The sequence below is a fragment of the Xanthomarina sp. genome (assembly GCF_035306605.1).
Lineage (GTDB): Bacteria > Bacteroidota > Bacteroidia > Flavobacteriales > Flavobacteriaceae > Xanthomarina.
Genome location: NZ_DATGNR010000058.1, coordinates 1 through 12,436 on the forward strand (window position 1 = coordinate 1; position 12,436 = coordinate 12,436).

Here is a 12,436-nt window from a genome sequence, read left to right on the forward strand (position 1 = left end):
TGGGATGCTCTTGGCGAAGACATTAAAGTTGGAGACAAAGTAAAAGGAAAAGTGGTTGTAATTGCAGATTACGGTGCATTTATTGAAGTAGCTGAAGGAGTTGAAGGACTAATTCACGTTTCTGAAATGTCTTGGTCTACACACTTACGTTCTGCTCAAGATTTCGTAAAAGTAGGAGATGAAGTTGAAGCTCAAATTTTAACTTTAGATAGAGAAGATCGTAAAATGTCTCTTGGAATTAAGCAATTAACTCCAGATCCATGGACTGATATTACTTCTAAATACCCTGTAGGTTCTAACCACAACGGTATTGTTCGTAACTTTACAAACTTTGGTGTTTTTGTTGAATTAGAAGAAGGTATTGACGGATTAATTTACATCTCTGATTTATCTTGGACTAAGAAAATTAAACATCCAAGTGAATTCTGTAACGTAGGTGATACTTTAGACGTAGTAGTTCTAGAATTAGATGTAGAAGGACGTAAATTAAGTTTAGGTCATAAACAAACTACTGATAATCCTTGGGATAAATACGAAACTGAATTCGCTTTAGGTACAGTTCATACAGCAGAAATTGCTGATGTTGTAGATAAAGGTGCAACTATTGAATTTAACGAAGATATCGTTGCTTTCGTTCCTGCACGTCACCTTGAACAAGAAGACGGAAAGAAACTAGGTAAAGGAGATTCTGCTGAATTCAAAATTATTGAATTTAATAAAGAGTTTAAACGTGTAGTTGCTTCTCATACTGCTATTTTTAGAGAAGAGGAAGCTGCAAACGTTAAAGCGGCTGTTAAGAAGCAAGAAGCTCAAGCAGCAGAAGCAAAACCAACTTTAGGTGATGCTAACGATGCTTTACAAGCTCTTAAAGATAAAATGGACGGAAAGAAGTAATTCTTAAAGTACATAAAATGATACACTAAGCATAGTCAAGGTGTTCCATTAAAAATCAAAGCCTTCAATTTATTTTGAAGGCTTTTTTTATGCTCGAATTTCACCCTACAAAAACAGAAATCTTACGAAATATCAATAAAACTTTTTGAATGCTATTTTGTGTTTCTATTTCTAATATTTTGCATTACCTTTGTTCACCAATTAAGTTGGGAATATATGAGTCAAAAAGTGTTACTTAATACCATAGAGGTAAACATCATTCTTCATAGACTGGCTTGTCAATTAATTGAAAAACATAAGGATTTTGAAAACACAGTTTTAATAGGAATTCAGCCAAGAGGTAAATTTCTAGCAGAACGATTAACTAAAATCCTAAAGGAAGACTACAGCATTAAAAATGTGAAATTAGGTCTTTTAGACATCACATTCTTTAGAGACGATTTCAGGAGAGGAGAAAAACCACTTGAAGCCAATACCACAGAAATAAACTTTTTAGTTGAAGATAAAAATATTGTTTTTATAGACGATGTTTTATATACAGGAAGAAGTATTCGTTCGGCATTAACGGCAATTCAATCTTTTGGAAGACCTAAAGAAATTGAACTTCTAACATTAATAGACAGGCGATTTAGTAGACATTTACCTATTCAACCAAATTATAGAGGCAGACAAGTGGATGCCATTAATAATGAAAGAGTAAAAGTAAATTGGGTTGAAAATGAAGGGGAAGACTCCGTTTATTTAATTGGAAATAAAGATGACTAGCGAAGAATTATTTTTAGCTGATAAGAAGTTATCTGAAAATTATGATGAAGTGATTATTTCATTTGGACTATTTAATAGTTTGGACCAAATACATCAACTAGATATGATGATGTTGGAAAATATCCCTGAAGAAATTGGCAGATACGGAGGACATGAAGTAAACTTAAATGATACCCAAGGTCAGCTTTTAGCCTTAGGCAGAAACGCTGAAGAACTATTTAAGGTTATGAAACCTATGTTGCTAAAATTTGATTTCTTAGACGATGCTATGGTATATCTCTGTTTCAAAAAGGAAGACGGATCTTTAAGTGAACTTGAGTTTAAGTTAAACCAAGTTGAATAATTAGTTTTATCACTTTAGTAGAAAACGATACATTTAAGTGATATTAGATATTAAGAATAGAAAATAAAACAAATAGGATGAGTGAATTAAGTGTCAACCACTTATTAGGAATAAAATATCTTGAAAAAAGAGATATCGAACTTATTTTTGAAACTGCCAATCATTTTAAAGAAGTGATTAACAGACCTATTAAAAAAGTACCTTCACTAAGAGATATAACTATCGCCAATTTATTTTTTGAAAATTCCACAAGGACTAAACTATCCTTTGAGTTGGCCGAAAAAAGACTCTCTGCAGATGTCATTAATTTTTCAGCTTCTCAATCTTCAGTAAAAAAAGGAGAAACTTTAATAGATACGGTTAATAATATCCTTTCTATGAAAGTAGATATGGTTGTTATGCGTCATCCAAATCCAGGAGCTAGTGTGTTTTTATCTCAACATGTTGGAGCAAGTATAATAAACGCTGGAGATGGAGCTCACGAGCATCCTACACAAGCATTGTTAGATTCTTATTCTATTAGAGAGCGATTAGGAGAAGTACAAGGGAAGAATATTGTAATTGTTGGAGATATTTTACATAGCCGTGTAGCGCTTTCAAATATATATGCACTAAAACTTCAAGGAGCCAATGTTATGGTTTGTGGACCTAAAACCTTGCTCCCAAAACATATAGAAAAATTAGGTGTAAAAGTTGAAACCAACTTACGTAAAGCATTAAATTGGTGCGATGTGGCAAACATGCTTCGTGTTCAAAATGAACGTATGGACATAAGTTATTTTCCTTCTACTAGGGAGTATACTCAGCAGTTTGGGGTGAATAAAGCCCTATTAGATTCTTTAGACAAAGAAATTACTATTATGCACCCAGGACCAATAAATAGAGGTGTGGAAATAACAAGTGATGTGGCCGATTCCAAACAGGCTATTATTTTAGATCAAGTTCAAAATGGTGTAGCTGTTAGGATGGCAGTAATTTATTTATTAGCTTCAAAGATTAAACAATAAAACTATAAAACCATGATTATAGATAAAGAAGAGAATATTACCATTGTTACTCAGCAAAAAACATCTGTTATCGAATTAGTAAAAAAATTAGATGTGGTTTATAACCGTTATAAAAACGATAACATTATAGTATCTTTAACAAGTTTAGAGCCTATTCCATTGCAAGAGATTACTGAGTTTTTACAACTTTCAAATACTCATAGAAAATCCAAACAATCGTTTGTAATTGTTTCAGATAAAGTAAATCTAGACGAAATGCCAGACGAACTTGTTGTTGTTCCTACCATGCAAGAAGCACTTGATATTGTTGAAATGGAAGAAATGGAACGCGATTTAGGATTATAATCATTGTTAAGTTGTAGAGTTGTTTAATTGTTAATTTTATTATCTAAAACAACTCTACAGCTTTTCAACAAACACCAATAATGAAACTTACAATCTTAGGTTGCAATAGTGCAACGCCACGTATTAATTCCAACCCTACTGCACAAGTATTGGAAATTAATAATCACATTTTTTTGATAGATTGTGGTGAAGGAACCCAAGTTGAATTACGGAGGAATAAAGTGAAGTTTAACAGGATTAAACACATTTTTATTTCCCATTTACATGGCGATCATTATTTTGGGTTAATCGGGCTTATCTCTACCTTCAGATTATTAACAAGAGAAACCGAGTTACACATCTACTCTCCTAAGGGTTTAAAGGAATTAATAACACTTCACATGAAGTTATCTAGTTCCTGGACCAATTATCAACTTATATTTCATGAATTGACGTCAAAAGAATCTGAATTGATTTTTGAAGATGATAAAGTAGAAGTTTATACCATTCCTTTAGATCATAGAATTTATACAAATGGTTTTCTTTTTAAAGAAAAACCTGGTGAAAGAAAACTTGACGTTAATGCCGCTGTAGAAGCAGATATAGATGTAGCTTATTACAACAAGGTTAAACAAGGTTTTGATGTTGTAAATAATAAAGGGAAATTAATAAAAAATGAAACAGTAACTAGCGATCCAATTAAGCCTAAAAGCTATGCGTTTTGTAGCGATACAGCGTATAATGAAGAGATAGTGCCTATAATTAAGAATACTACGGTACTGTATCACGAATCTACATTTCTAGAAAAGCATGAACAATTAACAGTTCCTACCAAACACAGCACTGCAAAACAAGCAGCAAGTATAGCTAAAAAGGCAGGAGTAGGCACGTTAATTTTAGGGCATTATTCTACCCGTTACGATGATTTAAATGAATTTAAAACTGAAGCTCAATCTGTTTTTCCAAAGGTTGAGCTAGCACAAGACGGTAAGAAATTCGAGTTTTAATTGAATTCTTTTAAACCTAAAATCCACTCAATACCTTCATCCAAATTTGTACAACGTTTTACGCTTTTCTTTGAAAAGTGTTTTTCCATTGTGGCATTTTTATAGCTTAACTCGTTATAAGTTACCAAAGCACTGGCAATAATAAAGTTGTATTCATTATAAAATTCTATCCATAATTGAGGTTCTATGGAGTAAGAATTAATTTTATTTGAGAGGAAAGCAACCTTGAAATCATCGCCGTAATGTTCTGCTATTGCAGAAATAACCATTTCAATTTTATCCCAACTGAAATGAACTCCTTCGTTAACTTCTGAAATAATAAAATTATCTAAAAAGAAAAAGTTGCCGAAAGAAAACTCTATTTTTGAGTTTCTAAGGAGTTTAAAATATTTACTATTTTCAAATTTCATAAGACAAACAAAAAAGATGAATTTAGATATAATTGTTTGTTTAAAAAAGTATTTAAATAAAAAAGTCTAACAAAAAATGTTATGGACACAGACCTAGGGGATTACAGAAGATCCTACGAAAAAAACGAGCTATTAATTAAGGACACACCAGAAAATCCTATGGAATTATTTCAAAAATGGTTTTTTGAGGTGGATAAATATTTTCCAGAGGTTGAAACAAATGCTATGACACTCTCAACTATAGGATTAGACGGATATCCAAAGGGAAGAGTGGTTTTATTAAAGAAGTATACCTACGAAGGTTTTGTTTTTTTTACTAATTATAATAGCGAAAAAGGCAAGGCAATTTTAAATAATCCAAGTGTGTGTTTATCTTTTTTTTGGCATGGTGCAGAAAGACAAGTCATAATTAAAGGTAAAGCTAGAAAGATTGCTGATAACTTAAGCGACGGTTATTTTGAGTCTAGGCCTCGAGGAAGTCAATTGGGTGCTCTTGTTTCCAACCAAAGTGAAATTGTAGAGAGTAGAGCGTACTTAGAAAAGGAATTGGCAGCCTTAGAAAAAGAATATGAAGGTAAAGAAATTCCAAGACCAAACTTTTGGGGAGGTTTTATTGTGGAACCTGTAGAAATAGAGTTTTGGCAAGGAAGACCCAATAGATTACATGATAGAATTAGATATATTTTGAACTCAGATTACGATTGGGTAAAAAATCGACTATCTCCATAATTTTACGGTGAAATACAATGTTTTTATAAATTAAAATGTATTTCATCGATAAAAGTCATAAAAAACCGACAAAATACATGTAGTTTGTCGATTTTAACATTTTATTAACAGTTGTTGTCGTAGAGGGATTTATATTTGAAATACCAAATCTAAATTACCTATTTATGAAGACGATTACTTATCTACCAATTATGGTATTGATTGTTATGTTATCATTCTCTTGCTCAACAGATAACTTAGACGAATCAGTAAGCAACCCAGAGACTAATTTAGTAGTACCAGAAACAAAACCTATTGAAATAGAAATTCTTGATTTGATTAACGAGCATCGATTAAGCTTAGGTTTAAATGCTCTTGAAAGTATGTCAATAATTAAATCTCAAGCTTATAGTCATACAGATTATATGATTGAAAAAGATAATGTCTCTCACGACAATTTTTTCTCACGTAAAAATTATTTAGTTAATAATGCTGGTGCTAATATAGTTTCAGAAAATGTAGCCTATGGTTACACAAGAGCTGAATCTTTAGTTAATGCATGGTTGGCTAGTCCTGGACATAAAGAGAATATAGAAGGTGATTTTACCAATTTTGATATTTCCGCAGAACAAAATAGCCAAGGTAAATGGTACTATACAAATATTTTTGTTAAAAAATAAACTTAATGGATTGCGAAATTTAATATGTAAGCTATATTATTTTTTTAATTAATAGATTGTCAAAATCTAATTAATTGCAATTAAAAAACCATTTTTCCCATTACTTCTTTATTGATTTAGTAGGAGAGTGGTTTTTGTTTTTATTAGATATATTAACAAAATACGTTCATGATGTAAACTTGTATTCGTTATTAATTTTTAATTTAAAAGCCACTCATTTAGAGTGGCTTTTGGGTAATAAGCTTTTTGTTAGGAAGGTTGTAATATGTAAGCTATAAATATTAAAAATATTCCAACTTATTACCGGATAATCTTAAAATAACTAAATAGCATCTTATTCATTTATTTTAATAGCTTTAGATTATTCTTCAATATCCGAAATTATAATAAATTTCGAACGTCTATTTTCTTGATGTTCTTCTTCTGTACATTTTACTCCATTAGAACACTTGTTAACTAGTTGGCTTTCTCCATAGCCTATAGCACTTTCAATTCTGTGTTTAGCAATATTTCTAGAGTATAGATACTCTCTTGTAGATTTAGCTCTTCTATCTGAAAGTTTCATGTTGTAGCTATCAGAGCCACGACTATCTGTATGTGATTCAATCTTGATAACCATATTTGGATGTTCTCTCATAACTGATACAATGTTTTCTAGCTCGTAGGCTGCATCAGGTCTAATATCCCATTTGTCAAAGTTGAAGAAAATAGGGTTAATTACAATTTCGTTATAGTTAATTAATGGGATTAATGATAAGTCACCATTATGTACTTTGTCTGGTTCATTTGTTGTTTTCAGAGTAATTAAAGCATCTTTATAATCTGGTTTGCTTCCAAGTATTTTATATGTCTGATCACAATCAAGGTTGAAGGCATATTGACCCAATTCGTCAGTAGTGACTTCTTCAATAATTTTACCAGATTCATCTATAAGTTGTACGGTTGTTAGAGGGAGGGGTTCTAAAGTTTTACTGTTTCTAGCAATACCTTCAACTTTCTGTTTACATTCATAAATGTTAAATTGATAAATGTCGTCGCTACCTATCCCATCATGTCTGTTAGATGAAAAGTATCCTTCCTTGGTATCTGAATTAATAAAGAAAGCAAAATCATCGTATCCACTGTTATAGGGTGCACCTAAATTTATGGCTTCCGCATTTTCATCTTTTATATAATCCGATTTGAAGATATCTAATAAGCCAAGGTTTAAAAAACCATCGGAAGAAAAATAAAGCGTACTGTCTTTTGCTACAAACGGAAAACCTTCACGACCTTCTGTATTAATTTTTGATCCTAAATTTTTAACTTCGCCATAGGTTCCATCACTATTTATTGCTACTTTATATAGGTCTGTTTGACCGTATCCACCTTCACGATCTGAGGTAAAAAATAACGTTTTATTATCAGGGCTTAAAGCAGGGTGATAAGTAGAAAAAGAGTCGTTATTGAATGGTAATTCTGTAATGTTAGACCAAGTACTATCCACTAAAGTAGCTTTGTAGATTTTTAACTGAACAGTTCCTTCCTTATCCATTTTAGCTCTATTTCTTTTTCCAACGTTCATTCTTGAAAAATACATCGTGCTGCCATCGTTTGTTAAAACCGCATCTGCTGTATGTACATCCTTTCTATGAGCTCCATCAAAATTTATTTTTTTAATATCTGAAATTTCCTGTGCCCCATCTTTTGTAGAGATAGTTCCTTGGTAAAGGTCTAAATAAGGCTCGTTATTCCATTTATAAATTTTATTGTTAGTATTTCTAGAAGAAGCAAAGTAAATAGTGTTTTCATGAATAAAACCTCCGTAATCTGAATAGTTCGAGTTTATAGGAAGATTATTCACAGTAACTAAAGTGCCTTTAGTAGAAGCTAATTTTTCATATAAATGCAAATTGTTTGAATCGGCTTTTTCAGATCTACTATCATTGTTTTGCTTAGATTTGAATGTCGTCAACCAAGTATCCGCAACTTCATAGTTTCCTAAGCTACGTTGTGTTTGAATGTACTTATAGATGTATTCAGGTTCAACATCCGAATATTTTTCAAGTGCTTTGCCATACCATATAGCTGCTTGTTCTGAATCGGAATTATTGTAATAACAATCACCTAATCTAGTTAGTATGTGTTTACTGTCCTTTCCTTTGTCTACAGCTTCTTTATATAATTCAGCAGCTTTTAAATAGGCATAGTTGTCAAAAAACTTGTCTGCCACTTTTTCTTGAGAAAAAATGAAAGCACTAGTTAATACGATTATTGTGAATATGACTCTTGTTTTCATACTGAAATGTTTTTAGAAGTATCTAGGTGATTTAATTCTTTTAGGTTTGAACAATTCGAACATAACTAAAATCTCATGTGTTCCCCCAGTATAGCTGTTAAGGTCTGATAATGGGTATTCGTAAGCGTAGCCAATTCGGAATTCTTTAGAAACTTGAAAGTCTACTAAGCCGGCTAGGGCAGAGGTGTTTTCGTCGATTCTATATCCTCCTCCAAGCCAAAGTTTTTCGTAGAACAAGAAGTTAGCTGTTAAATCAAAGGAAATAGGTGCTCCATTGGTGGCTTTTACTAAAAATGCAGGTTTTAATTTGGTGTTTTCGCTAAGTGTGAAAACATAACCTCCAGTAAAATAATAACTAACACGCTCTAAAGCTGCAATGTCTTGATTGTTTTTTCCTTTAGTGTAATCTGTATTTAGAATTCTTGGTGCAGAAAGCCCTAAATACCACATTTGAGAATGCCAATATAAACCCGCTCCAATGTTTGGACTCCAGCGGTCTTCAACACCATAAATGTTTGGATCTTGCCCGCTAGGATCTATTGCGTTTCTATCTAAACTATAACCTGTTAAACCACCTTTTAAGCCGAAGGAAAGTTTCGTGTTTTCCCCTGTTTGAACGGTGTACGAGAAGTCTCCATATAAATAAGAAAATCGTTCGTCTCCAAGTTTGTCGTTAATAAAGGATAGTCCCAATCCAATTTTTTCATTCCTTAAAGGTGAATTAACAGATAAGGTTTGAGTAATTGGTCCACCATCGAATCCAACCCATTGGCTTCTATGTAAGCCAACTACACTTAAAGTTTCTCTACTTCCAGCATATGCCGGATTTATAGAAATGGTGTTATACATGTATTGGGTAAACTGTGGCATTTGTTGAGCAATTCCAACTGTACTGCTCAATATTGCCAATGTAACTATATAATGTTTAATAGATTTCATAGGTTATAGTTTTATTTGGTTCCTACGTAGATGTATCCTGTGAAAGGTTTTAATCCACTATTTTTTAAAGTTAGAATATAATAGTATGTTCCGTTTGGTACTTTATCTGCATTTCCAACAGATCCTTTAGAAGTTGTACCATTCCAATCGTTTTTGTAGTCGCCTGATTCATATATCATTGCACCCCAACGGTTGAATATTTTAACATCCATTACAAATCCACAAGATTCAACTCCAGTTACTTCAAAGTATTCGTTCCATTGGTCTCCGTTTGGAGTAACTGCTTTAGAAATGACAACAGCTTCTGTACCACAATCTAAAACAACGCAATCGTCATTTATATTTAGGGTTACTTCTGTTGTAATTAAACAGCCATTGTCAGCTACTGTATAATTAAATACATAGTTTCCAAGTTCTACTGTTAGAGGATCAAAATACTGACCATTTAAAGTTGCATTTCCTGATACCACCATCCAAGTACCTGTGGTGTCTGAACCTTGGTAGTAATCGAATAGGTCAATTACTCCATCTTCAGTACATCTACTGTCATTTTCTAAAAGAACAGTATCAGTCATGTTTACATAAACAATTTGAGAAGCAGTTCCAATATTACCACAGCTGTCACTAAATTCCCATGTCCAGATGATTTCGTAATCATTATTAGTTCCGTCAAATGAATTGTCTTCGTTAAAATGAGTTATTGTTATTTCATTTGAACAATCCTCAAAAACTAAGGTTGGAATCTCTGGGATAACATCACAACTTACTGTAATATCAGAAAGGTCGTTTGTTACTACAGGAGCGGTTGTATCACTTACAGTGATTGTTTGAGATACAGAAGAACTGTTATCACAAGCATCAGTGAATGTCCAAGTACGTGTAATTGTTACGTTACAAGGATCTGTGTTGTCAGTTACTTCCGAAACCACACCTTGAATTTCACCAGCACAGTTGTCCATAGCCATTAGTACTTCAGCAGCAGGAACTTCGTCCATACATTCTACAGTCATATCTGTAGGAGCAGCAGGTGCTTCAGGAGCAGTTGTATCACTTACAGTGATTGTTTGAGATACAGAAGAACTGTTATCACAAGCATCAGTGAATGTCCAAGTACGCGTAATTGTTACGTTACAAGGATCTGTATTGTCAGTTATTTCCGAAACCACACCTTGAATTTCACCAGCACAGTTGTCCATTGCCATTAGGACTTCTGCAGCAGGAACTTCGTCCATACATTCTACAGTCATATCTGCAGGAGCAGCAGGTGCTTCAGGAGCAGTTGTATCACTTACAGTGATTGTTTGAGATATAGAAGAACTATTATCACAAGCATCAGTGAATGTCCAAGTACGTGTAATTGTTACGTTACAAGGATCTGTGTTGTCAGTTACTTCCGAAACCACACCTTGAATTTCACCAGCACAGTTGTCCATAGCCATTAGTACTTCTGCAGTAGGAACTTCGTCCATACATTCTACAGTCATATCTGCAGGAGCAGCAGGCGCTTCAGGAGCGATGGTGTCAACGATAGTAAAAGTTGCTGTAGTTGTGCTAAAGTTTCCACAAGCATCCGTAGCAGTAAAAGTTACATTAGCGAATCCTGTTTCTCCACATCCATCTGAAAGACCACTGAAGTTGTTAGTCCAAACGATTGAAGAACAATCGTCAGTAGCTTCAGCTCCGCCATTGTTTTGCAACCAAGCTTCTAATTCACTAACATTTCCGTTTCCATCGCATTCTACAGATAATGGACTAGCTTCAGTAATGATAACTGGATTTATTGTATCAATAATTGAATAAGTAGCTGTAGTTGTAACTGTATTTCCACACTCATCTATCGCAGTAAAAGTAACAGATATTGGTTCAGAACAATTAGAGGCTGCTCCTCCATAATTATTTGTCCAAGTTACAATTGAACAGTTGTCTGAAATTTGTGCATAACCATGGTTGTCTAACCAATCTTGAATTTCTCCATTATTACCAGATCCATCACACTCTACGTTAATATTATTTGCTTCCGAAATAATAGTTAAAGGTTGTATACCGTTTACTGTAAAAGTTCTTTCTATTGTAAATGGATTACATAAATCCGTTACATTATAAGTAACCGTAGTCGTACCACCTTCGCATAATAGCGGAGCAGTAGGATTTCCGTAATCTCCTGTAGCATTACAACCACCAGTAACAGTAAAGCCTTGTAACCAGGTGTTGAAGGCTGCATCAACAGCTGCTTGATCAGCGTAATCACAAGCCTCAGAAGTCATTGCATCTGGAGCGTTAGCAACTACTGCTTCAGGAGCATTAATTGTAAATGTTCTTTCGATAGAGGTATCACCACATATATCAGAGATATTATAAGTAACCGTAGTCGTACCACCTTCGCACAATAATGGAGCAGTAGGATTTCCATAATCTCCTGTAGCATTACAACCACCAGTAACTGTGAATCCTTGTAACCAGGTGTTGAATGCTGCGTCAACAGCTGCTTGATCAGCGTAATCACAAGCCTCAGAAGTCATAGAGTCTGGTGCGTTTGTAACTACTGCTTCAGGAGCATTAATTGTAAATGTTCTTTCGATAGAGGTATCACCACAGATATCAGAGATATTATAAGTAACCGTAGTCGTACCACCTTCGCACAATAATGGAGCAGTAGGATTTCCATAATCTCCTGTAGCATTACAACCACTAGTAACTGTGAATCCTTGTAACCAGGTGTTGAATGCTGCATCAACAGCTGCTTGATCAGCGTAATCACAAGCTTCAGAAGTCATTGCATCTGGAGCGTTAGCAACTACTGCTTCAGGAGCATTAATTGTAAATGTTCTTTCGATAGAGGTATCTCCACAGATATCAGTAACATTATAAGTAACCGTAGTCGTACCACCTTCGCATAATAGCGGAGCAGTAGGATTTCCATAATCTCCTGTAGCATTACAACCACCAGTAACTGTGAATCCTTGTAACCAGGTGTTGAATGCTGCATCAACAGCTGCTTGATCAGCGTAATCACAAGCTTCAGAAGTCATTGCATCTGGAGCGTTAGCAACTACTGCTTCAGGAGCATTAATTGTAAATGTT

At 33.8% G+C, this 12,436-nt stretch carries 12 protein-coding genes; 8 read left to right on the top strand and 4 right to left on the bottom strand.

Annotated elements, in window-relative coordinates; all coding sequences use genetic code 11:
• From VKY41_RS08825 to VKY41_RS08850, 6 genes are all read left to right on the top strand, one after another.
• A partial coding sequence (locus VKY41_RS08825; RefSeq protein WP_500814082.1) for a S1 RNA-binding domain-containing protein occupies positions 1 to 894 on the top strand: 894 nt, incomplete at its 5' end.
• Positions 895 to 1,110: 216 nt separating this feature from the next.
• On the top strand, positions 1,111 to 1,659 hold the full coding sequence (gene pyrR / locus VKY41_RS08830) for a bifunctional pyr operon transcriptional regulator/uracil phosphoribosyltransferase PyrR (RefSeq protein ID WP_500814083.1): 549 nt from the start codon (positions 1,111 to 1,113) through the stop codon (positions 1,657 to 1,659).
• The gene (locus VKY41_RS08835) at positions 1,652 to 2,002 is read left to right on the top strand and encodes a hypothetical protein (protein ID WP_500814084.1); all 351 of its coding nucleotides are present in this window, start codon (positions 1,652 to 1,654) and stop codon (positions 2,000 to 2,002) included. Before pyrR ends, VKY41_RS08835 begins: the two co-directional genes overlap by 8 nt.
• 77 nt (positions 2,003 to 2,079) lie before the next feature.
• Positions 2,080 to 3,009, top strand: a complete 930-nt coding sequence (locus VKY41_RS08840; protein WP_500814085.1) for an aspartate carbamoyltransferase catalytic subunit — start codon at positions 2,080 to 2,082, stop codon at positions 3,007 to 3,009.
• Positions 3,010 to 3,021: 12 nt separating this feature from the next.
• On the top strand, positions 3,022 to 3,354 hold the full coding sequence (locus tag VKY41_RS08845; protein WP_500814086.1) for a ribonuclease Z: 333 nt from the start codon (positions 3,022 to 3,024) through the stop codon (positions 3,352 to 3,354).
• Between the two features lie 80 nt (positions 3,355 to 3,434).
• Positions 3,435 to 4,340 (top strand): ribonuclease Z, encoded by a 906-nt coding sequence (locus VKY41_RS08850; protein WP_500814087.1) that lies wholly within the window; start codon positions 3,435 to 3,437, stop codon positions 4,338 to 4,340.
• On the opposite strand, the gene VKY41_RS08855 is transcribed toward VKY41_RS08850, so the two are convergent.
• Entirely contained in the window at positions 4,337 to 4,750 is a 414-nt protein-coding gene (locus tag VKY41_RS08855) for a hypothetical protein (RefSeq protein ID WP_500814088.1), read from the bottom strand. The two genes, VKY41_RS08850 and VKY41_RS08855, sit on opposite strands and share 4 nt — an antisense overlap.
• 81 nt (positions 4,751 to 4,831) lie before the next feature.
• On the opposite strand from VKY41_RS08855, the gene pdxH reads away from it, so the two are divergent.
• On the top strand, positions 4,832 to 5,479 hold the full coding sequence (pdxH, locus tag VKY41_RS08860) for a pyridoxamine 5'-phosphate oxidase (RefSeq protein ID WP_500814089.1): 648 nt from the start codon (positions 4,832 to 4,834) through the stop codon (positions 5,477 to 5,479).
• 164 nt (positions 5,480 to 5,643) lie between these two features.
• Positions 5,644 to 6,138 (top strand): CAP domain-containing protein, encoded by a 495-nt coding sequence (locus tag VKY41_RS08865; RefSeq protein ID WP_500814090.1) that lies wholly within the window; start codon positions 5,644 to 5,646, stop codon positions 6,136 to 6,138.
• A gap of 361 nt (positions 6,139 to 6,499) precedes the next feature.
• Here VKY41_RS08865 and VKY41_RS08870 read toward each other — a convergent pair whose 3' ends face one another.
• From VKY41_RS08870 to VKY41_RS08880, 3 genes are all read right to left on the bottom strand, one after another.
• On the bottom strand, positions 6,500 to 8,416 hold the full coding sequence (locus VKY41_RS08870) for an OmpA family protein (RefSeq protein ID WP_500814091.1): 1,917 nt from the start codon (positions 8,414 to 8,416) through the stop codon (positions 6,500 to 6,502).
• A gap of 12 nt (positions 8,417 to 8,428) precedes the next feature.
• Positions 8,429 to 9,355: a PorP/SprF family type IX secretion system membrane protein gene (locus VKY41_RS08875; protein WP_500814092.1), complete on the bottom strand. Its 927-nt coding sequence runs from the start codon at positions 9,353 to 9,355 to the stop codon at positions 8,429 to 8,431.
• 11 nt (positions 9,356 to 9,366) lie between these two features.
• Positions 9,367 to 12,436, bottom strand: a 3,070-nt coding sequence (locus VKY41_RS08880; RefSeq protein ID WP_500814093.1) for a T9SS type B sorting domain-containing protein, incomplete at its 5' end; no start/stop codon positions are given.

Excerpts from the sequence above, each read along its gene's own strand:
- pyrR (WP_500814083.1), top strand. The coding sequence starts at position 1,111 with ATGAGTCAAAAAGTGTTACTTAATACCATAGAGGTAAACATCATTCTT.
- VKY41_RS08835 (WP_500814084.1), top strand. The coding sequence starts at position 1,652 with ATGACTAGCGAAGAATTATTTTTAGCTGATAAGAAGTTATCTGAAAAT.
- VKY41_RS08840 (WP_500814085.1), top strand. The coding sequence starts at position 2,080 with ATGAGTGAATTAAGTGTCAACCACTTATTAGGAATAAAATATCTTGAA.
- VKY41_RS08845 (WP_500814086.1), top strand. The coding sequence starts at position 3,022 with ATGATTATAGATAAAGAAGAGAATATTACCATTGTTACTCAGCAAAAA.
- VKY41_RS08850 (WP_500814087.1), top strand. The coding sequence starts at position 3,435 with ATGAAACTTACAATCTTAGGTTGCAATAGTGCAACGCCACGTATTAAT.
- VKY41_RS08855 (WP_500814088.1), bottom strand. The coding sequence starts at position 4,750 with ATGAAATTTGAAAATAGTAAATATTTTAAACTCCTTAGAAACTCAAAA.
- pdxH (WP_500814089.1), top strand. The coding sequence starts at position 4,832 with ATGGACACAGACCTAGGGGATTACAGAAGATCCTACGAAAAAAACGAG.
- VKY41_RS08865 (WP_500814090.1), top strand. The coding sequence starts at position 5,644 with ATGAAGACGATTACTTATCTACCAATTATGGTATTGATTGTTATGTTA.
- VKY41_RS08870 (WP_500814091.1), bottom strand. The coding sequence starts at position 8,416 with ATGAAAACAAGAGTCATATTCACAATAATCGTATTAACTAGTGCTTTC.
- VKY41_RS08875 (WP_500814092.1), bottom strand. The coding sequence starts at position 9,355 with ATGAAATCTATTAAACATTATATAGTTACATTGGCAATATTGAGCAGT.